The sequence below is a fragment of the Streptomyces sp. NPDC016640 genome, from assembly GCF_043076215.1.
In the GTDB taxonomy this organism is placed as follows: domain Bacteria; phylum Actinomycetota; class Actinomycetes; order Streptomycetales; family Streptomycetaceae; genus Streptomyces.
Map to the genome: position 1 here is coordinate 224,107 of NZ_JBIBRG010000002.1, position 20,972 is coordinate 245,078.

17 protein-coding genes are annotated in these 20,972 nt (G+C 73.5%); 8 read left to right on the plus strand and 9 right to left on the minus strand.

All coding sequences use genetic code 11. The features are described from left to right. Positions 1–160 precede the first annotated feature (160 nt). Together ACF07S_RS04645 and ACF07S_RS04650 are read right to left on the minus strand one after the other, a co-directional pair. The gene (locus ACF07S_RS04645) at positions 161–772 is read right to left on the minus strand and encodes a hypothetical protein (RefSeq protein WP_391973420.1); all 612 of its coding nucleotides are present in this window, start codon (positions 770–772) and stop codon (positions 161–163) included. A 331-nt stretch (positions 773–1,103) separates the two neighbouring features. Next, positions 1,104–1,925, minus strand: coding sequence for an endonuclease I family protein (locus ACF07S_RS04650; RefSeq protein ID WP_391973421.1), 822 nt, complete (start codon positions 1,923–1,925; stop codon positions 1,104–1,106). 141 nt (positions 1,926–2,066) lie between these two features. Here ACF07S_RS04650 and ACF07S_RS04655 point away from each other — a divergent pair, with 141 nt between their 5' ends. The 4 genes from ACF07S_RS04655 to ACF07S_RS04670 all read left to right on the plus strand — a co-directional run bounded on the left by ACF07S_RS04655 (position 2,067) and on the right by ACF07S_RS04670 (position 8,833). After that, positions 2,067–3,023, plus strand: a complete 957-nt coding sequence (locus ACF07S_RS04655) for an esterase-like activity of phytase family protein (RefSeq protein ID WP_391973422.1) — start codon at positions 2,067–2,069, stop codon at positions 3,021–3,023. Between the two features lie 77 nt (positions 3,024–3,100). Then, positions 3,101–6,817: an ABC transporter ATP-binding protein gene (locus ACF07S_RS04660; RefSeq protein ID WP_391973423.1), complete on the plus strand. Its 3,717-nt coding sequence runs from the start codon at positions 3,101–3,103 to the stop codon at positions 6,815–6,817. Between the two features lie 102 nt (positions 6,818–6,919). Next, the gene (locus tag ACF07S_RS04665) at positions 6,920–7,306 is read left to right on the plus strand and encodes a hypothetical protein (protein ID WP_391973424.1); all 387 of its coding nucleotides are present in this window, start codon (positions 6,920–6,922) and stop codon (positions 7,304–7,306) included. Between the two features lie 93 nt (positions 7,307–7,399). Then, positions 7,400–8,833 carry a S28 family serine protease gene (locus ACF07S_RS04670; RefSeq protein ID WP_391973425.1) on the plus strand — a complete coding sequence of 478 codons (1,434 nt, stop codon included), beginning with the start codon at positions 7,400–7,402 and terminating at the stop codon, positions 8,831–8,833. Positions 8,834–8,847: 14 nt separating this feature from the next. On the opposite strand, the gene ACF07S_RS04675 is transcribed toward ACF07S_RS04670, so the two are convergent. The 3 genes from ACF07S_RS04675 to ACF07S_RS04685 all read right to left on the minus strand — a co-directional run bounded on the left by ACF07S_RS04675 (position 8,848) and on the right by ACF07S_RS04685 (position 12,804). Continuing rightward, entirely contained in the window at positions 8,848–9,492 is a 645-nt protein-coding gene (locus tag ACF07S_RS04675) for a hypothetical protein (RefSeq protein WP_391973426.1), read from the minus strand. A gap of 211 nt (positions 9,493–9,703) precedes the next feature. Further along, the gene (locus ACF07S_RS04680) at positions 9,704–11,548 is read right to left on the minus strand and encodes a glycoside hydrolase family 3 protein (RefSeq protein ID WP_391973427.1); all 1,845 of its coding nucleotides are present in this window, start codon (positions 11,546–11,548) and stop codon (positions 9,704–9,706) included. A 338-nt stretch (positions 11,549–11,886) separates the two neighbouring features. Beyond that, positions 11,887–12,804: a LysR family transcriptional regulator gene (locus ACF07S_RS04685; RefSeq protein ID WP_391962285.1), complete on the minus strand. Its 918-nt coding sequence runs from the start codon at positions 12,802–12,804 to the stop codon at positions 11,887–11,889. 91 nt (positions 12,805–12,895) lie between these two features. Between ACF07S_RS04685 and ACF07S_RS04690 the strand changes: the two genes are divergently transcribed. Next, a complete protein-coding gene (locus ACF07S_RS04690; protein WP_391962284.1) occupies positions 12,896–13,831 on the plus strand; it encodes an EamA family transporter in 936 nt (311 codons plus the stop codon). Positions 13,832–13,924: 93 nt separating this feature from the next. Here the strand turns inward: ACF07S_RS04690 and ACF07S_RS04695 are convergent, their stop codons facing one another. Both ACF07S_RS04695 and ACF07S_RS04700 read right to left on the minus strand, forming a co-directional pair. Continuing rightward, complete coding sequence (locus tag ACF07S_RS04695; RefSeq protein WP_391973428.1) at positions 13,925–14,725, minus strand: sugar phosphate isomerase/epimerase family protein; 801 nt, start codon at positions 14,723–14,725, stop codon at positions 13,925–13,927. 219 nt (positions 14,726–14,944) lie between these two features. Continuing rightward, positions 14,945–15,991 (minus strand): LacI family DNA-binding transcriptional regulator, encoded by a 1,047-nt coding sequence (locus tag ACF07S_RS04700; RefSeq protein WP_391962282.1) that lies wholly within the window; start codon positions 15,989–15,991, stop codon positions 14,945–14,947. A gap of 245 nt (positions 15,992–16,236) precedes the next feature. On the opposite strand from ACF07S_RS04700, the gene ACF07S_RS04705 reads away from it, so the two are divergent. Genes ACF07S_RS04705 through ACF07S_RS04715 form a run of 3 tightly spaced genes read left to right on the plus strand, consistent with a single transcriptional unit; the run spans position 16,237 to position 19,363 of the window. Then, entirely contained in the window at positions 16,237–17,388 is a 1,152-nt protein-coding gene (locus ACF07S_RS04705; RefSeq protein WP_391962281.1) for a Gfo/Idh/MocA family protein, read from the plus strand. After that, entirely contained in the window at positions 17,385–18,536 is a 1,152-nt protein-coding gene (locus ACF07S_RS04710) for a dihydrodipicolinate synthase family protein (protein WP_391962280.1), read from the plus strand. Before ACF07S_RS04705 ends, ACF07S_RS04710 begins: the two co-directional genes overlap by 4 nt. Then, on the plus strand, positions 18,533–19,363 hold the full coding sequence (locus ACF07S_RS04715) for a sugar phosphate isomerase/epimerase family protein (RefSeq protein WP_391973429.1): 831 nt from the start codon (positions 18,533–18,535) through the stop codon (positions 19,361–19,363). Before ACF07S_RS04710 ends, ACF07S_RS04715 begins: the two co-directional genes overlap by 4 nt. Before the next feature lie 291 nt (positions 19,364–19,654). On the opposite strand, the gene rbsD is transcribed toward ACF07S_RS04715, so the two are convergent. Together rbsD and ACF07S_RS04725 are read right to left on the minus strand one after the other, a co-directional pair. Continuing rightward, positions 19,655–20,044 carry a D-ribose pyranase gene (rbsD, locus tag ACF07S_RS04720; RefSeq protein WP_391962278.1) on the minus strand — a complete coding sequence of 130 codons (390 nt, stop codon included), beginning with the start codon at positions 20,042–20,044 and terminating at the stop codon, positions 19,655–19,657. Then, positions 20,041–20,946 carry a ribokinase gene (locus ACF07S_RS04725; protein ID WP_391962277.1) on the minus strand — a complete coding sequence of 302 codons (906 nt, stop codon included), beginning with the start codon at positions 20,944–20,946 and terminating at the stop codon, positions 20,041–20,043. The genes rbsD and ACF07S_RS04725 overlap by 4 nt, the downstream gene beginning before the upstream one ends. Positions 20,947–20,972: the final 26 nt, after the last annotated feature.

Here is a 20,972-nt window from a genome sequence, read left to right on the forward strand (position 1 = left end):
CCGGGGCGCGTGGGACATCGCCTTCCAGGACGCCGATACGACCGCGGTGCGCTTCTGGCGTCGCGTCGCGTCGCCGCGACCGTCGCCGGCGGGGCGTGGACCGAGGCGCGCAGCGGGGTGCCGATCCGGCCGGACCTGCCTCCTGATGTCCGGATCCCGTTCAGCGCCCCGACGCGGCCCAGGGATCGAGCAGGTCGCGGAGCAGTTCGCCGAAGGCGTTGTCCAGCGTGTCCTCCCGGGCCCGGTCGCCGGCCGCCTCGGGGCAGAGGGCGGCGGGCCGGGCGATCCACAGGATCTTCCAGGGCCGGCTGCCGAGTTCGCGATCGCCCCAGACGCCGCCGTGCGGACAGAGGGGGTGCAGGACGTCGCTGATGCGTTCCGTCGCGGTCCGCATCAGCGGACTCTCGGTCGCCGTGCAGGCCGCGGAGAAGGCCCGGGGGGAGGTCCGCGCGACGGCCGCCGTGGTCGGGTGACGGCGGATGACCCGCACGACCTCCGTCAGATGCGCGGTGATCCCCGGGACGGTGCCGTCGCTCGGGCAGGCGCGCTGCGCCGTGTCGAAGGCCTGCGCCAGCTCCGTCCCCAGGGCGCGCAGGTGCAGGGTCGAGGCGGACTTCCAGTGGGCGTAGAGGAAGTTGCGCGTGGTTCCGCAGCTGCGGGCGACGGCGGTCAGCGACACGTCCAGGCCGCCGGTACGCATGAGGGTGCGCACGGTGCTGATCACGTGCCCTGTGCTGTGGGGGTTGTGGCCGTAGGCGAATCGGGAGCTCATGCCGGACACCCTGCTGAAAAACCGTGAGCACTCGGGCCGGCAGAGCGCGTTGACCACTCAAATGAGCGACGCGGAGACGCTGGGGGCGGGGATGCTCACGCTTTTCCGGTGAGGTGGGTCAGTCCTTGAGGGCGGCGGCGAACGACGCCCGGCCCGCCGCCGGGAACACCAACGGACGGCACACCCTGTCGCCCCGTCACGGACGGAACCGGCTGCCTCTCGCGTCGCGCCGACGCCGTGGAACACACCCGACTCGCCATGGCCGGCGGGCTCCCCGGCTCTCGGTGGACCTGCTCGCCGACCGCCGAGAGCCGGGGAGCCCGCCCGGCGGCTACCAGATCGACTCCACCCACTCCGGGTGGTCGATGAACGGGTTGCGGTTGTGCTGGTACGACGTGTAGATGATCTCGTTGCGGCGCTTCTCGGACGCGCTCGGCGGGTCCTGCTGGTGCCACTGCTTCAAGACCGGGAGGCGGCCGTGGTACGGGTTGCTGCCGTTGGTCACGGAGTCGTTGGGCTCCAGGTCGGGCCAGCCGTCGGTGCCCTCGTAGCGGACCGCCATGTAGAGGATCATGCGGGCCACGTCGCCCTTGACGGCGGCGCGCGGTTCGAAGGAGTTCGAGTCGGTCAGGCTGCCGCCGCTGTTGGTGAACGAGCTGCCGCCGTTGTCGAAGTCCTTGTTGCCGCGGATGGAGTTGACCTGGACGTCCTCGGGGCGCAGGTGGTGCAGGTCGGTGCCGGGCCCGGTGGAGGTGCCGAAGTCGCCGTGGGACTTGGCCCACACGTGCTCGCGGTTCCAGTCGCCCGTGTCACCGCCGTTGAGGGACTTGCTGCGGGAGATGCCCGAGTACAGCAGGACCACGTTGTTGCTGTTGTTCGGGTCCTGGTCGGTGACCTTCAGGGCGTCCCAGACGGCCGAGTACGAGATCTTCGTCTGGTTGCTGATGATCGTGTGCAGGGAGTCCTTCAGCGCCGTGCCGGACTTGCCGATTGCGGCGGCGTAGTACGTGTCGTCGTACGCGGTGGTCGCGGCCCCGGCGGTGGTCGCGGCCCCGGCGGAGGGCGTCAGCGCGGGGACGGTGAGGCCGACCAGCACGGCCGAGGTGGCCAGGGCGAGGCTCTTCCAGCGGCGGCGTATGTGTGTCACGGGCATGGGGGCGTCCGATCTACGCGAGTTGATGGAGCGGCCGCTGAAGCGTGACATGGACATGTATACAGATGGGTGAAGGAGAGGTGTCGGTCATGTGACGTCGAGCGGTGACCGGCCGTCACCCGGCCGTCCTACGGTGACGGCATGCGCCTGAGAACCCTCCTCGCCGCCACCACCGCCGCTCTCGCCGCCGCCGGCTGCCTGACCGCCGCCGGGCCCGCCCACGCCACGCCGGTCCACGCCTGCTCCCCGTCCGTCTCCGTCGACGGCTTCTCCGACGCCCTCGACAAGACGGCGTACGACGACGCCTACGTCGGCAACCTCTCCGCCCTCGCCCCCGGCCGGCACCGCACCGTCGCCGCCCTCTCCGACCGGTCCGTCCTGTTCCGGCTGGACGCGCGCACCCTGCGGCCTGGGAGCGCGGTCCCGCTCGCCGACGAGAACGGCGCCGCCCTCGACTCCGAAGGACTGGTCGCCGACCGCGGCACCTACCTGGTCTCCTCCGAGACCGAACCCTCCGTGCGCCGCTACTCCCGTGACGGCAAGATCCTCGACCGCCTCCCGGTGCCCGCGGAACTGCGCACCCGCGCCCGCGCCAACGGCAGCTTCGAGGGCCTGACCCTCCTCCCCGGCGGCCGCACCCTGCTCGCGGCGATGGAGTACCCGCTCACCGGCGACCCCGCCGACCGGATCCGCCTCCAGACCTGGCGGCGCACCGCCCACGGCGACTTCCGGCTCGGCGCCCAGTACACCTACCGGACCGACCCGGGCCTCGGCGTCACCGAGGTGACCGCCACCCCCGACGGACGCCTGCTGGTCCTGGAGCGCGGCTTCACCCCGGGCGTCGGCAACACCGTCCGGCTCTACCTGGCCGAACGGCACCGCGACGCGTACGACAAGACCCTCCTCGCCGATCTCGCCGACTGCCCCTCCCTCGGCGCCACCGCCCGGCAGCCCCAGCCCAACCCGCTCCTCGACAACATCGAGGGCATGGCGATCACGGGAGGCGGCCACGGCCGGCTGAAGGTGCTGCTGGTCAGCGACGACAACGAGAACCCCACCCAGACGACCCGCTTCTACGCTCTGCGCGTACGCCCCTGAACGTTGCGGAGGGATGAAATCCGCCGCTGACCGCGTTGGTGCCTTCCGGCAGATCAGGACGATCGGAGGGCACCCGCGTGACACCGCAACGGGGATGGGCACGGCGACTGGCCGCATACGCGTGGCGTCATCCCAAGGACGTCCTCCTCGCCCTGGGCTCCTCCCTCGGCGGCATGGCCGTGATGGCGCTGGTCCCGCTGATCACCAAGGTGATCATCGACGACGTGATCGGCGACGGGACGAGGGACATGGCCACCTGGGCCGGTCTGCTCATCGGCGCCGCGCTCGTCGTCTACGTCCTCACCTACATCCGCCGCTACTACGGCGGCCGGCTCGCCCTCGACGTCCAGCACGACCTGCGGACCGACATGTACGGGACGATCACCCGGCTGGACGGCAGACGCCAGGACGAGCTGTCCACCGGGCAGGTCGTCGGCCGCGCCACCAGCGACCTCCAGCTGATCCAGGGCCTGCTCTTCATGCTGCCGATGACCATCGGCAACCTGCTGCTGTTCCTGATCTCCCTGGTGATCATGGCGTCGCTGTCGCTGCCGCTCACCCTCGTCGCCGTCGCCGTCGCCCCCGCCCTGTGGTGGATCGCCAAGCGCAGCCGCACCCGGCTGCACCCCTCCACCTGGTACGCGCAGGCACAGGCCGGCGCCGTGGCCGGTGTGGTCGACGGCGCGATCAGCGGCGTACGCGTGGTGAAGGGCTTCGGGCAGGAGGAGCAGGAGACCGGCAAGCTGCGCGAGGTCGGCCGGCGGCTGTACGCCGGGCGGCTGCGCACCATCCGGCTGAACTCCCGCTACACCCCGGCCCTGCAGTCCGTGCCCGCCCTCGGCCAGGTCGCCATGCTGGCGCTCGGCGGCTGGCTCGCCGTGCGCGGGGACATCACCCTGGGCACGTTCGTCGCCTTCTCCACCTACCTCGCCCAGCTGGTCGGCCCGGTCCGGATGCTCGCCGTCGTCCTCACCGTCGGCCAGCAGGCCCGCGCGGGCACCGAACGCGTCCTGGAGCTGATCGACACCGAGCCGTCCCTCACCGACGGCACCAGGGAGCTGCCCGCCGACGCCCCGGCGACCGTCGAGTTCGACGACGTCTCCTTCGGCTACGACCCCGACCACCCGGTCCTGAACGGCCTCTCCTTCGAGATCCGCCCCGGCGAGACCCTCGCCGTCGTCGGCGCCTCCGGCTCCGGCAAGTCCACCGTCTCCCTGCTCCTGCCGCGCTTCTACGACGTCAGCCGCGGCGCCGTCCTCGTCGGCGGCCACGACGTGCGCGAGCTGAGCACCGCCTCCCTGCGGGCGGCGATCGGCCTGGTCCCCGAGGACTCCTTCCTCTTCTCCGACACCGTGCGCAACAACATCGCCTACGGCCGGCCGGACGCCACCGAGGAGCAGATCACCGCCGCCGCCCGCGCGGCCCAGGCGGACCGGTTCATCGCCGAACTGCCCGACGGCTACGACACCACCGTCGGCGAACACGGACTGACCCTCTCCGGCGGCCAGCGCCAGCGCGTCGCCCTGGCCCGCGCGATCCTCACCGACCCGCGCCTGCTGGTCCTGGACGACGCGACCTCCGCCGTGGACGCCCGCGTCGAGCACGAGATCCACGAGGCGCTCAAGGAGGTCATGCGGGATCGCACGACCCTGCTGATCGCCCACCGCCGCTCCACCCTCAACCTCGCCGACCGCATCGCCGTCCTCGACGCCGGGCGGCTCGCCGACATCGGCACCCACGAGGAGCTCCAGCGGCGCTCCGCCCTGTACCGCAGGCTGCTCACCGACCCCGACGAGCTGGGCGGCGTCTCCCCGGGCCACACCCCGCCGGCCGGGCCGCAGGAGGAGGACACCTCCGTCCGCGCGGAGCTGGACGCCGAGTTCGACGCCGAACGCGGGGTCACCCCGCGGCTGTGGACCGGCGACCGCGCGCCCAAGGACACCGCGCTGTCCGGCACCCCGGCCACCCCGGAACTCCTCGCCCAGGTCGAGGCGCTGCCCCCGGCCGACGACGTCCCCGACATCGACGAGACGCAAGCCGCCCGGCCGGAGGACTCCTACGGACTGCGCCGCCTCCTGCGCGGCTTCGGACCACCCCTCCTGATCAGCCTCGGGCTCGTCGCCGTGGACGCGGGCATGGGCCTGCTGCTGCCGGTGCTGATCCGGCACGGCATCGACCAGGGCGTCACCCGGGCGGCCATCGGCGCGGTCTGGGCGGCCGCCCTGTTCGCCCTGCTCGCCGTGGCCGCCCAGTGGGCGGCGCAGATCGGCGAGATCCGGATGACCGGCCGCACCGGTGAGCGCGTCCTGTACGCGCTCAGGCTGAAGATCTTCGCCCAGCTCCAGCGGCTCGGCCTCGACTACTACGAGCGCGAGCTGACCGGCCGGATCATGACCCGGATGACGACCGACGTGGACGCGCTGTCGACGTTCCTGCAGACGGGCCTGGTCACCGCGTTCGTCTCGGTGGTCACCTTCTTCGGCATCATGGTCGCCCTGCTGGTGATCGACATCGAGCTCGCCCTGGTCGTCTTCACCACCCTGCCCCTGCTGGTCGTCGCCACCTACTTCTTCCGCCGGGCCAGCGTCAAGGCGTACGAACTGGCCCGCGAGCGGGTGTCGGCGGTCAACGCCGACCTGCAGGAGTCGGTGTCCGGACTGCGGATCGTGCAGGCCTTCCGCCGCGAGCGGGACGGCGTGCGCCGGTTCACCGAGCGCAGCGCGAGCTACCGCAGCGCCCGCATCCGCGGGCAGTGGCTGATCTCGGTGTACTTCCCGTTCGTGCAGTTCCTGTCCTCGGCGGCGGCGGCGGCCGTGCTGGTCGTGGGCGGCGCGCGGGTCGACGACGGGACGCTGACCACCGGCGCGCTGGTGGCGTACCTGCTCTACATCGACCTGTTCTTCGCGCCGGTGCAGCAGCTCTCCCAGGTGTTCGACGGCTACCAGCAGGCGTCCGTGTCGCTGGGCCGCATCCAGGAGCTGCTGCGCGAACCGGCCTCCACCCGGGCCCCGGCGAAACCGCTCGGCGTGACGTCCCTGCGCGGGGAGATCACCTTCGAGGACGTGCACTTCGCGTACGGGGACGGCGAAGAGGCGCTGGAGGGCATCGACCTCACGATCCCCGCCGGGCAGACCGTCGCCTTCGTCGGTGAGACCGGCGCCGGAAAGTCCACACTGGTCAAGCTGGTCGCCCGGTTCTACGACCCCACCGGCGGCAGGGTCACCGTGGACGGCACGGACATCAGGGACCTGGACCTCACCGCGTACCGGCACCGGCTGGGGGTCGTCCCGCAGGAGGCGTACCTCTTCCCGGGCACCGTCCGCGACGCCATCGCCTACGGCCGGCCGGACGCCACCGACGCCGAGGTCGAGGCGGCGGCCCGGGCGGTGGGCGCGCACGAGATGATCGCCACCCTGGAGGGCGGCTACCTCCACGAGGTCGCCGAGCGGGGCCGCAACCTCTCCGCGGGCCAGCGCCAGCTGATCGCGCTGGCCCGCGCCGAACTGGTCGACCCCGACATCCTGTTGCTCGACGAGGCCACGGCCGCGCTCGACCTGGCCACCGAGGCACAGGTCAACCAGGCGACGGACCGCCTCGCCGGCCGCCGCACGACGCTCGTCGTCGCCCACCGGCTGACCACCGCCGCCCGAGCCGACCGGGTCGTGGTGATGGACCACGGCAGGGTCGCCGAGGACGGCACGCACGAGGAACTGCTCCGGCTCGGCGGCACGTACGCCGGTCTGTGGCGGACCTTCGTGGGGGAGGACGCGGAGGACGTACCGGCGCCGGCCTGACCGGCGCCCGGCGCGGCCCCGCGCGCAACCATCCGGCATACGTCATGCGTCCGTACACGCGTACGCCGCCTGGCGCGGCAGGCGCGGTACGGGAGGACGACTGTGGGTAGTGGAGCGATACGCCGGAGACTCGCGCTGGGCCTCGCGGTGCTGACCGCCTCGGGGCTGCTCGCCGTCGCCGCGCCCGGTGACGCGCACGCCGCCGCGGCCTGCCCGGGGCGCAAGGTGCGCACCCTGCCGTTCTCCACCGGGTCGGTGGTCGTCTACAAGCGGGGCGGCTACGTCTGTGCCGTCACGCTGGCCAAGAAGCCCGGCGCCAAACGGAGGATGTCGGTGAGCCTGCGGGCGCGCGGGGGCCGCCCGGTCGTCGACGAGGGCGACTACAGGCACCACGCGGGCCCGGTGACCGCGCACGCCGGCCGCCGCTGCGTGTGGGTGAAGGGCAGGGTCGGCGGCGGGACCGTCAGCTCCGGCTGGATCCTGTGCTGACCCCGCGACCGAGGGTTTTCCCTGTGTCCCCTGGTGCTGCGGGGAGTTGGTCCGCTAGCTTCCGGCGCACATATGTCTCACAGGGGAGTGCGCATGCGCAAGGCGCTCAGATGGCTGCTGGCTCTCACGGTGCTCATAGGCACACTGAGTACGGCCGGAGCGGCCACCGCCGCCGAGCCGGAGGCCACCGGCACGACTGACATCAAGGAGAGACTGCTCTCCGTACCGGGCATGAGCCTGGTGGAGGAGAAGCCGTACACCGGGTACCGCTTCTTCGTCCTCAACTACACGCAGCCGGTCGACCACCGCAGGCCCTCCGAGGGCACGTTCCAGCAGCGCATCACCGTGCTGCACAAGGACACCGCACGGCCGACCGTCTTCTACACCAGCGGCTACAGCGTCTCCACGACGCCCCGCCGCAGCGAGCCGGCCCAGATCGTGGACGGCAACCAGGTCTCCATGGAGTACCGCTTCTTCACCCCCTCCCGGCCCGACCCGGCCGACTGGACCAAGCTGGACATCTGGCAGGCCGCCAGCGACCAGCACCGCATCTTCGCGGCCCTGAAGGGGATCTACCCGGAGAACTGGATCTCCACCGGCGGCTCCAAGGGCGGCATGACCGCCACCTACTACGAGCGCTTCTACCCGCGGGACATGGACGGCGTGGTCGCCTACGTCGCCCCCAACGACGTGGTGAACAAGGAGGACTCGGCCTACGACCGCTTCTTCGCGACCGTCGGCACCGAGGAGTGCCGCGACCGGCTGAACGCGGTGCAGCGCGAGGCGCTGGTGCGCCGGGAACCGCTGGAGAGGAAGTACGAGGCGCACGCCGCCGAGAACGGCTACACCTTCGACACCATCGGCAGCCTGGACCGCGCGTACGAGGCGGTCGTCCTGGACTACGTGTGGGGCTTCTGGCAGTACAGCACGGTGGAGGACTGCGAGCAGATCCCCGCCGACGCGAAGAACGCCACCGACGACGAGATCTGGACCTCGGTCGACACCGTCTCCGGGTTCTCGTTCTACACGGACCAGGGCCTGAGCCCGTACACGCCGTACTACTACCAGGCCGGTACGCAGCTGGGCGCGCCGACCATCCACTTCCCGCACATCGAGAAGAAGTACGTCCGCTACGGCTACCAGCCGCCGCGCAACTTCGTGCCCCGTTCGATCGGGATGAAGTTCGAGCCGAGGGCCATGCGGGACGTCGACAGCTGGGTCCGCGACAACGCCAGGCACATGCTGTTCGTGTACGGCGAGAACGACCCGTGGGGCGCCGAGCCGTTCCGTCCCGGGCGCGGCGCGCGTGACGCGTACGTCTTCACCGCGCCCGGCATGAACCACGGCGCGAACGTGGCCGGTCTGATCGAGCAGGAGAAGGCGTTCGCCACGGCCCGCATCCTCGACTGGGCGGACGTCGCCCCGAGCGCGGTCCAGGAGAACCCGGCGGCGGCGAAGCCGCTGGCGAAGTTCGACGCCAAGCTCGACAAGCGGGACGTCGAGCGGCAGCGGACGCTGCGCCCGTAAGGCGCCGGACGGGACTACACCGGGCGGGCACAGCCCACCGGTGTGGTCCCGCCGAGCCGGACGTAGAGGGCCGTGGACGCCGGGCAGTCGGACCGGGTGCCCACGGCCTTCGTCACCTCGAACTCCGGTTCCCGCCTGCCCGATCCGTCGCACGCGGTCTCGCGGACCCGGCCGTCGCCCAGGTCGTAGACGCAGTCGCCGACGATGGTGCGCGGCCCGCCCCCGCCGCCCGGATCGCCGGGGTGCGGCGGCTGGAGGTGGCGCATGCAGGCGTAGCCCCGCGGCACCGCCCCGTCGCCGTCCTCGTCGGAGGAGGGCCGCTGTTCGCTGATGTGCAGCACGAAGTCCGTGGTCGCCGGGCAGCGCGGCCCGTCGCGCACCGTCCCGTCGTGGCGGGCGACCACCCGGGCCGCCGCCCGTTCACTGGCGCAGGACACCTCGGTGAAGCTCGTGCGGCCGAAGGAACTGCACTCGTCGACCGCGAGGAACACCGCCCCGTACCCGGACGGACGGGGCGGGGCGGGCGACTCCGCGCCCCGCCTGTCCGCGCCGCCCTCCGCCCCGGCGCCGTCGCCCGGCGCGCTCTGGCAGCCGGTGAGCAGCGCCGTGCCCGCCGCCACGAGCGCGGCGAGCGCCCCCCACCCACTTCTCACGTGCATCGTCATCCCCCCGGGCACCCCCGCCCAGCGTGACCCGGCGAGCCGGGCCGCGCCAGCCGTATGGGGTGCTTTGCGCACCTTGGGTGCGGTGCGTCGGGTGTGTGACGTACGGGTGCTACGTCCAACCGGGTAGGGACGGCACCCGCGTACGGCGTCCGGCGGAGCAGTACGTCGGTACATCAGTGCGGTACTACGGCACTACGCCGGCCCGTCAGTACGTCAGTCCGTGCCCGACGGGATACAGCACCGTCGCCGGGTCGTCCGCCCGCTGCACCGGCACCGGCAGGGTTCCGCGCGGACCGGTCTCGCCCGCGATCACCCGGGCCGCCGCCCGCAGTTCGACGTCGGTCCAGGAGTACGACGCCAGGTACGCCGGCACGCCGGGCAGGTGGGCCACGTCGTACGGGTTGCGGATCGCGACCGCGACCACCGGCTTCCCGGTCGCCAGCAGCTGTGCGACGAGCGTCTTCTGACTGCTGGACGCCGTGACGTTGTACGTGCCGACGACCACCGCGTCCGCGTCCCGGGCCGCCGCCACCGCCCGGGCGACGGTCGCGGAGGACGGTGCCGTGCCGGTGGACAGGGCGGTGGCCGTGAAGCCGAGCCCGGTCAGCGCGTCGGCGAGCACCCCGGTCGGCGGTCCCGTCGTCCCGGACGGGGAGGCCGGGTCGGCGCCGACGACGAGGAGCCTCGGCGTCCGGCGCCGGGACAGCGGCAGCAGGCCGCCCTCGTTGACCAGCAGGGTCGTGGTCCGCCCGGCGATCCGGTCGGCCGCGGCCAGGTGCGCGCGGACGCCGACCGTGCGGTCGACGCCGTCGTGGCCGACGTACGGGTCCCGGAACAGGCCCAGTTTCGCCTTCAGCCGCAGCACCCGCAGGACCGACTCCTCGAGCCGCGACTCGGTCAGCTCGCCGTCCCGTACGGCGTTCAGGACCGCGTTCCAGGCCACGTCCAGGGAGGGCGGGTTGAGCAGCTGGTCCACGCCCGCCTTCAGGGCGAGCACCGGCACCCGGTCGTCGCCGTACTTCGTGCGGACGCCCTCCATGCCGAGGGAGTCGGTGACGACGACGCCGTCGTAGCCCAGTTCCCCGCGCAGGATGCCGGTGAGGATGGGGTGGGAGAGGGTGGCCGGGTCCTCGGAGCCGTCGAGCGCGGGCACCATGAGGTGGGCCGTCATGATGGAGTCGATGCCGGCCGCGATCGCCGCCCGGAACGGGGGCGCGTCCAGTTCCTCCCACTGCTCGCGGCTGTGGGTGATGATGGGCAATCCGGTGTGGCTGTCGACGGCGGTGTCGCCGTGCCCGGGGAAGTGCTTGGCGGTCGCCGCGACCCCCGCGTGCTGGTACCCGGCGACCTCGGCGGCCACCAGCCGCGCCACGTCGTCCGGCCGCGAGCCGAAGGAGCGGACACCGATGACGGGGTTGGCCGGGTTGACGTTGACGTCGGCCACCGGGGAGTAGTTCTGGCGGATGCCCAGGGCGCGCAGTTCACGGCCCGCGATCCGGCCGAGGGCGCGGGCGTCGGAGCGGGAGGCGCCCGCGCCGATGGCCATCGCGCCGGGCAGCAGCGTCGCCGGCTCGCCCACGCGGGCCACGGCGCCGTGCTCCTGGTCGGTGGAGATGAGGACGGGCAGCCCGCGCGGAAGACCGAGGGACGCCTTCTGGATGCCGTTGGACAGGTCCGCGATCTGGTGCGGTGCGCGGGTGTTGTGCGCCCAGGCGAAGTAGATGATGCCGCCGACGCGGTACCTGGCGAGCAGTTCGGCGGCCGTGCGGACGCCGATCTCCTCGAGGTTGGCGTCGATGTCGGCCTGGTCGGGGTCGGTGGCGGAGTGACCGTAGACCCGCATCACGAACAGCTGGCCGACCTTCTCCTCCAGCGTCATGCGGGAGACGAGGGCGCGGAGCTTCCTGTCGTCGGGGGCGGACGGCCCGGTGGCCGCGTGGACGGCGGGACCGGCCGCGAGGGCGGTGGTGACGCCCGCCGTCGCCGCGAGGACGGTGCGTCTGGACGGACGTGCGGTGTTTCCCGTGCTTCCGGTGCTGCTGTCGGGCACGTGCGCTCCTAGGGAAGGTGATCCGCGGGGACCGGGGATCCGCTGAAGGAAACTGCCGGGATGCCACCAATATCCGGGAAGTTTCTGCCGGTCAAGGGTGCGCGCGGCAACCGGGAGGGGCCGTCATCGGCGCGGTCGGAGGGGTGCGCGCCGATGACGGCGTGCTGCCGGCCGCGGCACGGCGGAGAGGGGTGGTCAGCGATCGCAGCCGGCAGCGAGGGCCGACACCGCACCACGGGGACTCATCCGGCAGCTCGCGAATGGGACGGGCGGAGGAGGGGACGGGTTCCCCGGCCGGACCGGATTCCCGGAAGTCGGGGCGGGCGGGCCGGACGGGGTCAGCGGGGCGCGTGCGCCGACACCGCGGGCCAGTGCCCGCACAGTGTGCGGACCGTCTCCGCGATCGCCGGCCGGCGGGCCGCCCCGGTCCGCCACAGCGCGTACAGCCGCCGTACGGGCAGGGGGTCGAGCGGTACCTCCACCACGCCCTCGGGCAGCGGGCCGCGCCCCAGCCGGGGGATCAGCGCGATGCCGAGCCCGGCCGCGACCAGGGCGACCAGGGTCGGGTTCTCGTCGGCCTGGTGGACGATCTCCGGCTCGCACCCGGCCGCGCGCAGGGTGCGCACCAGCCACTCGTGGCAGACCCGGCCCGGCGGCTGGCAGATCCACCGCTCACCGCCCAGTTCCTCCCGCCGCACCGCCGTACGCCCCGCGAACGGATGGCCCCGCGGCACCAGCAGATCGCACAGGTCGTCGCCGATGACCGCCTGCTCCACGCCCGCCGGGGCCGGCAGCGGCGCGATGTCCCAGTCGTGGGCGATCACGAGATCGACCGCGCCCTTGGCCACCAGGTCCACGGAGAGATGGGGGTCGATCTCGGTGAGCCGGGTGTCGAGCGCGGGGTGCCGGCGGGCCAGGTCGGCCAGCACCGGCGGCATGAGGCCGCGCGCCGCCGACGCGAACGCGGCGACGGTCAGCCGCCCGGCCGGCACCCCGCGCCGCTCCTCCAGCTCGGTCTCCGCCCGCTCCACGATGGCGATCAGCTCCTGGGCGGCGCGCACCAGCTGGTGCGCCTCGTCGGTCAGCCGCACGCCCCGGCCCTCCCGCTCCAGCAGCACGGTCCGGGTCTCCCGCTCCAGCTTGGCGATCTGCTGGGAGACGGCGGAGGAGGTGTACCCGAGCGCCACGGCGGCGGCGCCGACGGTGCCGTGGACGGACACGGCGTGCAGGGCGCGCAGCCGCTGGAGGTCGAGCATGACGGCTCCCGGGACGGATTAGCGATGCTTCATCCAACCATGCAGCGATCATCGCTGGTGCTGAAGGGTTCCGGGCGGTGATCCTCGACGTATGCGACCTGCCCACCTTCTCCTCGCCGTTCTCGTCGCCGCCGTGTGGGGGGTGAACTTCACCGTCATCGAGATCGGGCTCGGCCACTTCCCGCCGCTGCTCTTCTCCGCCCTGCGCTTCCTCGTGGCGGCGCTGCCCGCGGTGTTCCTCGTGGGGCGCCCCACGGTGGCGTGGAAGTGGATCGTGGGGGTGGGGCTGGCGCTCGGGGTGGCCAAGTTCGGGCTGCTGTTCGCCGGCATGGACGCGGGGATGCCCGGCGGGCTGTCCTCCCTGGTGCTCCAGATCCAGGCGGTGTTCACCGCCCTGTTCGCCTTCGCGCTGCTCGGCGAACGCCCCTCCCGGATCCGTCTGGTGGGCATGGCGGTGGCGCTGGCCGGGATCGGCGTGGCCGCGGCCGACGAGGGCACCTCGGGTCCGTCGGCCGGCTTCGGCCTGGTCGTCGCGGCGGCGGCCTGCTGGGGCGTCTCCAACATCCTCACCCGCAGGGCCGCGCCCCCGGACGCCCTGAACTTCATGATCTGGGTGAGCACGGTGCCGGTGCTGCCGCTGCTGGCCCTGTCACTCCTGCTGGAAGGCCCCTCCCGGGACCTCGACGCCCTGCGCGGCCTCGACCGGCAGGGCGCGGGCACGGTGCTGTTCGTCGCCTGGGTCGCCACGGTGTTCGGGTTCGGCGCCTGGGGCTGGCTGCTGCGCCGTCACCCCGCCTCCACGGTCGCGCCGTTCTCCCTGCTCGTCCCGGTCTTCGGGATGTCGTCGGCCGCACTGTTCCTGGGCGAGTCGGTGACCCCGCTGCGCTGGTGCGCGGCGGCCCTGCTGATCGGCGGGGTGGCCCTGGCCTCGGTGACACCCCGGCGCCCGGCGCCGGAGCCGGCGGTCCCGAACCGCCTGGAACAGCCGCCGACGCCCCAGGGAGCGGAGAGACGGCCACCCCTCTAGGGGCGCGGGGAACCGCGCGAACCACCACGACGTACCCGCACCCGCCCAGGACACCGGCGACCCGGGCCCTCGTACGGGCACCCCCGCAGGGGGTCAGGCCGCCTCGTTGAGCAGCCGGGCCAGGTGCTCGCGGCCGGGGGTGAGGAGCCCGGGGAGCGGGGCGGCGTCGGCGTACCAGCGCTTCTCGTACTCCCAGCAGAGCCAGCCGTCCCAGCTGTGGCGGGAGAGCACCTCCACGCAGTCGGTCAGCGGCAGCACTCCCGCACCGAGCGGGAGCGGGGTCCTGTCGTCGGCGGAGGCGATGTCCTTGACCTGGACGTAGCCGAGATGGGGGGAGAGCGCGGCGAAGCTCTCCACGGGCTGCTCGCCCCCGAGCCAGGTGTGCATCACGTCCCACAGCGCGCCCACCTGACGGTGGCCGACCAGGCCGAGGATCCGCATCGCGTCGGCGCCGGTGCCGTGCGAGTCGTGGGTCTCCAGCAGGATGCGCACGTCCAGGTCGGCCGCGTACTCGGCGGCCGTGCCCAGCCGGCGGGCGGCCGTCGCGTCCGCCTCCTCGGGGCTCTGTCCGCCACCGCCGCCGGGGAAGACCCGCACGAACGGGGCGCCGAGGTCCCGGGCCAGGTCGAGCAGGGCACGGATCTCTTCGATCACCGGGGCGTCCTCGCCGGGGGCGGCGACCGGGACGTACCCGGCGAGGCCGAGAGGTTCGACGCCCGCCGCCTTGAACGCGGCGGCGGTGTCGGCGCGTTCGGCGGGGGTGAGGCCCGGGTGGACGGGTTCCTCGGGATGGGTGCGCAGTTCGACGCCGTGGTAGCCGTGCGCCGTCGCGAGGGCGAGCACATCGGTGAGGGGCAGGCCGGGGACGCCGAGGGTGGAGAACGCCAGCTTCATGCTTTCGGAGAGTACCCGGCAACGCCCGGTTCAAGACTCAGGCGCCAGTCCCGACCCACCGGACCCGTCCGGGACCCGGCTCGGAGACCCGGCGTCCGGTGCGGATCCGGCCCCGCGGGCCGGCCGCGTCCGTACGCGGGCCGGGCCTCCGGGGCGGCCGGACGGCAGACGCCGGCCCGGGCGCCCGTCGTGGCGGCGGCCGTGGGGACCGGGTCCGCCCTACACCCGCGGCGCTCCGCTGGACCCCCGCACCATCAACTCCCCGCGCACCGCCGCGATCCCGCCCGACGGCGGCTCCTCACGCCCCATCGCGACACGCCCCGCCCGCGCCCCCGCCTCCGCCAGCGGCAGCCGCACCGTCGTCAGCGCGGGCACCACGTCGATGCTGAACGGCAGGTCGTCGAAGCCGGCCACCGACACGTCGTCCGGGATCCGCAGCCCCGAGTCCCGCAGCGCCGCGCACGCGCCCAGCGCGACGGAGTCGTTCGCGGCGACGACGCCCGTCAACGACGGGTCCCTGCGCAGCAGTTCGAGTGTGGCCTCGTAGCCGGACCGGCGGTCGTAGCGGCCGTGGACGGTCCAGCGGGGGTCCTCCTCGATGCCGTGCGCGGCCAGCGCGGCCCGGTGGCCCTCGAGGCGGTGCCGTGTCGTGGTGCGCTCCCGCGGGCCCGCGATGTAGCCGAGCCGGCGGTGCCCGAGGCCGATCAGGTGCTCGGTGAGTTCCCGGCCGCCGCCGCGGTTGTCGAAGGTCAGCGCGAAAGCCCCGGTCCCCGGCGCCGGCGGCCGGCCGCACAGCACCACCCGGGTCCCGGCGTCGGCCAGTTTGCGCAGCTTGGCGTCCATGGCCGTCTTGTGCGGCAGGTCCTCGACGGCGCCGCCGGTCAGCACCACCGCCGCCGCCCGCTGCCGCTGGAGCAGCGTGAGGTAGGTCAGTTCTCGCTCGGGCGAGCCGCCCGTGTTGCACACCACCGCGAGCCTCTCCCCGCCCGCGCGCCCGCCCGGCCCCCCGATCTCGGCCTGGATCGCGCTCGCCATGATCCCGAAGAACGGGTCGGCGATGTCGTTCACCAGGATCCCCACCAGGTCGGAGGTGGCGGCGGCCAGGGCGCTCGCGGGGCCGTTGAGGACGTAGTCCAGTTCGTCCACGGCCTTCAGCACCCGCTCGCGGGTGGTCGCGGCCACGGGATAGTTGCCGTTGAGCACGCGCGACACCGTCGCGGGGGAGACCTGCGCGCGAGCCGCCACGTCCGCCAGGGTCACCGTCATGTCTCGTCCTCCGCCTCGCGCCGTGTCGCCGTCGCCCAGACCCTATGGCCCCACGCCCGTCCGTTCGCCCCCTCGAACAACCCGGGCCGCGCGACGCCCTTGTCCGAAGTGCCGTCCAGAGGCTAGCTTCTCCCTAAATAGAAAGCGCTTGCTGTGACGTTCACCAGTCACCCGTCGCACGGCGGCGACCTCCGCGTGACGGGTGGGGCGTAGGCGGCGCGCGGACCGCGTACGAAGGGAATGACGTGACACGCAAGACGGTGCGTATCGCCATGAACGGTGTGACCGGGCGCATGGGCTACCGCCAGCACCTCGTCCGCTCCATCCTGGCCCTGCGCGAGCAGGGCGGCCTCGACCTCGGTGACGGCACCGTGCTGTGGCCGGAGCCGGTCCTGGTCGGCCGCCGGGAGCACGCGCTGAGGGCGCTCGCCGACAAGCACGGCCTGGAACACGTCTCGACCGACCTGGACGCCGTCCTCGCCGACGGGGGCGTCGACGTCTACTTCGACGCCCAGGTGACCTCGGCCCGCGAGGAGGCCGTCAGGAAGGCGATCGCGGCGGGCAAGCACGTCTACACCGAGAAGCCGACCGCCACCGGCCTCGACGGCGCCCTGGAGCTGGCCCGCCTGGCGAACGCGGCCGGCGTCCGGCACGGCGTCGTCCAGGACAAGCTGTTCCTGCCCGGCCTGCTCAAGCTGAAGCGGCTCGTCGACGGCGGCTTCTTCGGCCGGATCCTTTCCGTGCGCGGCGAGTTCGGCTACTGGGTGTTCGAGGGCGACTGGCAGGACGCCCAGCGCCCCTCCTGGAACTACCGTGCCGAGGACGGCGGCGGCATCGTCGTCGACATGTTCCCGCACTGGGAGTACGTGCTGCACGAGCTGTTCGGACGGGTGAGGTCCGTGCAGGCCCTCACCGCCACCCACATCCCGCAGCGCTGGGACGAGAACGGCAAGCCCTACGACGCCACCGCCGACGACGCCGCCTACGGCGTCTTCGAACTGGACGGCGGCGCGATCGCCCAGATCAACTCCTCCTGGGCCGTGCGCGTCCACCGCGACGAGCTGGTCGAGTTCCAGGTCGACGGCACCGAGGGGTCGGCCGTCGCGGGCCTGCGCGACTGCCGCGTCCAGCACCGCTCCGCCACCCCCAAGCCGGTCTGGAACCCGGACGTCCCCGCCACCGAGGTCTTCCGCGACCAGTGGCAGGAGGTCCCCGACAACGGCGAGTTCGACAACGGCTTCAAGGCCCAGTGGGAGCTGTTCCTGCGGCACGTCTACGCCGACGCCCCCTACCACTGGGACCTGCTGGCCGGCGCCCGCGGCGTCCAGCTCGCCGAACTGGGCCTGAGGTCCTCGGCCGAGGGCCGCCGCCTCGACGTACCGGAGATCGCGCCGTGACCCTCCACCTGCCCGGCGCGAACGGCACGCTGCGGGCCTACGAGCCCCGCACCGAGCCCCTCGCCGCCACCCCCGGACCCCCCTTCACCTCCCGCACGGTCTTCTCGGCCGCGCACGTCGTCGCCGACCCGTACGCCGACACCACCCCCGACTCGCCGGCCGCCGTCGACTGGGACGCCACCCTCGCCTTCCGCCGCCACCTGTGGTCGCACGGGCTGGGCGTCGCCGAGGCCATGGACACCGCCCAGCGCGGCATGGGCCTGGACTGGGCGGGCGCGGCCGAGCTGATCCGCCGCTCCGCCGCCGAGGCGAAGGCGTCCGGCGGCCGCATCGCCTGCGGCGTCGGCACCGACCAGATCACCGGCGGCACCCTCGCCGAGGTCCGCGCGGCCTACGAGGAACAGCTCGCGCTCGTCGAGGAGTGCGGCGCGCAGGCCGTCGTGATGGCGTCCCGCGCGCTCGCCGCCACCGCCCGCGGCCCCGAGGACTACCTGGAGGTCTACGGCCACCTCCTGCGCCAGGCCGCCGAGCCGGTGATCCTGCACTGGCTCGGCCCGATGTTCGACCCGGCCCTGGAGGGCTACTGGGGCTCGACCGACCTCGACGCGGCCACCGGCACCTTCCTCGAGGTGATCGCCGCCCACCCCGACAAGGCCGACGGCGTCAAGGTCTCCCTCCTGGACGCCCGGCGCGAGATCGGCCTGCGCCGCCGCCTCCCGCGGGGCGTGCGCTGCTACACCGGCGACGACTTCCACTACCCCGAGCTGATCGCCGGGGACGAGCAGGGCTTCAGCCACGCCCTGCTCGGTGTCTTCGACCCGCTCGGCCCGCTGGCCGCCGAGGCGGTCCGGGTGCTCGACACCGGGAACACGGAGGGCTTCCGTGCCCTCCTCGACCCCACCGTGGAACTCTCCCGGCACCTCTTCCGGGCCCCCACCCGCTTCTACAAGACGGGCGTGGTCTTCCTGGCCTGGCTGGCCGGCCACCAGCGCCACTTCACGATGGTCGGCGGCCTGCAGTCGGCGCGCTCCCTGCCGCACTTCGCCCGCGCCTACGAACTCGCCGACACCCTCGGCCTGTTCCCCGACCCGAAGCTCGCCGAGGAACGGATGAGGACCCTGCTGCACCTGTACGGAGTGACTCCGTGACCGGCCTCGCGCGCTTCAGCATCAACCAGATGACGGTCAGACAGCTGTCCCTGCCGGAACTCGTCGGCGCCTGCCGCGACCTGGGCGTGCCGGGCGTGGGCCTGTGGCGCGAGCCCGTCCGTGCGTACGGCGTCGAGGCGGCCGCCGGGCTGGTGCGCGACGCGGGCCTGACGGTGACCACACTGTGCCGGGGCGGCTTCCTCACCGCGACCGGCGCCGGCGAGCGGGCCGCCGCCCTGGCCGACAACCGCCGTGCCGTCGACGAGGCGGCCACCCTGGGCACCGGCACGCTGGTGCTGGTCCCGGGAGGTCTGCCGGCCGGCTCCAGGGACCTGCGCGGCGCCCGGGAGCGCGTCGCGGAGGCGCTCGCCGAACTCAGCCCCTACGCCGGGGAGCACGGGGTGAAGCTGGCCATCGAGCCGCTGCACCCGATGTTCGCCTCCGACCGGTGCGTGGTCTCCACCCTCGCCCAGGCCCTCGACCTCGCCGAACGCTTCCCCGCCCACCAGGTCGGCGTCACCGTCGACACGTACCACCTCTGGTGGGACGACACCGCGCCCGCGCAGATCGCCCGCGCCGGCGCCCAGGGCCGTATCCACGCCTTCCAGCTCGCCGACTGGATCACCCCGCTGCCGGAGGGCGTCCTCAACGGCCGCGGCCAGATCGGCGACGGCGCGATCGACATGCGGGAGTGGAAGGGGTACGTGGAGGCGGCCGGGTACACCGGCGCCATCGAGGTCGAGCTGTTCAACGACGCGCTGTGGGCCCGGGACGGCCGCGAGCTGCTCGCCGAGACGGCGGCGCGGTTCACGGAGCACGCGGCGTGACGACGGCACGCGGCCCCCGCCCGCGGGAACGGGACACGGGCCCTGCCGGTGCGCGTGGCGGTGGCCGGACGGTTGCTTCCTGCCCGCGGGGACCCCGTGGGGAGACGGGGCGGAAAAAAATCGCGGCGGCCGTGCAACCCTTCCCCCGCCCCGCCGGTCGTACTGGGAGTCGGAACCCGTGGAGGGGACCCGGGGGGGGGAGGGGTTCTGACAGGGGAGGGGTACCGAGGGGGCCCGGTCGACGGACCGGGCCCCCTCAAAGTCCCCCGGGGGTTCCCACGGCCGCCGGCCTCAGAAGAACACCCCGCAGCGCAGCAGCACATTGGCGTACGGGCGTGCCTCGCCGGTGCGGACGACCAGCCGCGCGCCGGCGCTCAGCTCCTTCAGCCGTTCGTGCGGGACCAGTGCCAGGCCGGGGAAGCGGCCCGCCAGCAGCCCGGCCGCCGCCGGATTGGCGTGCCGTACCTCCTCCGCCGCCGTCGCGCCCTCGACCACCAGCTCCTCCAGCAGCCCCTCGACCACCTCGGCGAAGGACGGCACCCCGGCCCGGAAGGCCAGGTCCACCACGCGCGGACCGTCCGGGATCGGCATCCCGGCGTCGCACACCAGCACCCCGTCCCCGTGCCCGAGTTCGGCGAGGGCACCGGCGAGGTGCCGGTTCAGGATCCCGTGCTTCTTCACAGCGCCGTGACCTCCGCCGCCGTCGGGAAGGACACCTGCGCCCCCTCCTTGGTGACGGTCGCCGCACCCACCCGGGCCGCGAACGCCGCGGCCTCGGCGAGGGACTCGCCCGCGCCCAGCCGCCACGCCAGCGCGGCCGTGAACGCGTCGCCCGCGCCGGTGGTGTCCACGGCGCGCACCTCGGGGGACGGCACCCGGACGACCCCCTCCGGGGAGGCCACCAGCGCGCCCTCGCCGCCCAGCGTCACCACCACCGAGCGCGGGCCCGCCGCCAGCAGCAGCCGTGCCCAGTCCTCGGGCTCCTCGCTCACCCCGGCGGTGTCGCCGAGGATCACCCTCGCCTCGTGCTCGTTGACGATCAGCGGATCGCAGGCCGCCAGGACCTCCGGCGGCAGCGGGCGCGGCGGGGAGGGATTGAGCACGAACCGGCTGCCTGGCACCAGGACCCGCACCACCTCCTCGACCGTCTCCAACGGGATCTCCAGCTGTGCGGACACCACCCGGGAGGCGTGGAAGAGGCTCCCGGCGGCCCGTACGTCCGCCGGGGCCAGCCGGGCGTTGGCGCCCGGCGAGACGACGATGCTGTTGTCGCCCGACGGATCCACCGTGATCAGCGCGACCCCGGTGGGCGCCCCGCCCACCAGCACGCCCACCGTGTCCACACCGGCCGCCCGCTGCGAGTCCAGCAGCAGCCGGCCGTGTGAGTCGTCGCCGACCCGGGCCAGCAGGGCCGTACGGGCCCCGAGCCGGGCGGCCGCGACCGCCTGGTTCGCGCCCTTGCCGCCCGGATGGACGGCCAGGTCCGAGCCGAGCACGGTCTCCCCGGCGCCCGGGCGGCGCTCCACACCGATCACCAGGTCGGCGTTGGCCGATCCGACGACCAGGAGGTCGTAGTCGTACATGAATCGCTCCCCGATCCGAGTGTGGG

Bases quoted from the DNA above. Each gene is read 5' to 3' on its own strand.
- ACF07S_RS04725 (WP_391962277.1), bottom strand. From the start codon at position 20,946: ATGTACGACTACGACCTCCTGGTCGTCGGATCGGCCAACGCCGACCTG.
- ACF07S_RS04670 (WP_391973425.1), top strand. From the start codon at position 7,400: ATGCGCAAGGCGCTCAGATGGCTGCTGGCTCTCACGGTGCTCATAGGC.
- ACF07S_RS04650 (WP_391973421.1), bottom strand. From the start codon at position 1,925: ATGCCCGTGACACACATACGCCGCCGCTGGAAGAGCCTCGCCCTGGCC.
- ACF07S_RS04655 (WP_391973422.1), top strand. From the start codon at position 2,067: ATGCGCCTGAGAACCCTCCTCGCCGCCACCACCGCCGCTCTCGCCGCC.
- ACF07S_RS04685 (WP_391962285.1), bottom strand. From the start codon at position 12,804: ATGCTCGACCTCCAGCGGCTGCGCGCCCTGCACGCCGTGTCCGTCCAC.
- ACF07S_RS04675 (WP_391973426.1), bottom strand. From the start codon at position 9,492: ATGCACGTGAGAAGTGGGTGGGGGGCGCTCGCCGCGCTCGTGGCGGCG.
- ACF07S_RS04645 (WP_391973420.1), bottom strand. From the start codon at position 772: ATGAGCTCCCGATTCGCCTACGGCCACAACCCCCACAGCACAGGGCAC.
- ACF07S_RS04690 (WP_391962284.1), top strand. From the start codon at position 12,896: ATGCGACCTGCCCACCTTCTCCTCGCCGTTCTCGTCGCCGCCGTGTGG.
- ACF07S_RS04700 (WP_391962282.1), bottom strand. From the start codon at position 15,991: ATGACGGTGACCCTGGCGGACGTGGCGGCTCGCGCGCAGGTCTCCCCC.
- ACF07S_RS04695 (WP_391973428.1), bottom strand. From the start codon at position 14,725: ATGAAGCTGGCGTTCTCCACCCTCGGCGTCCCCGGCCTGCCCCTCACC.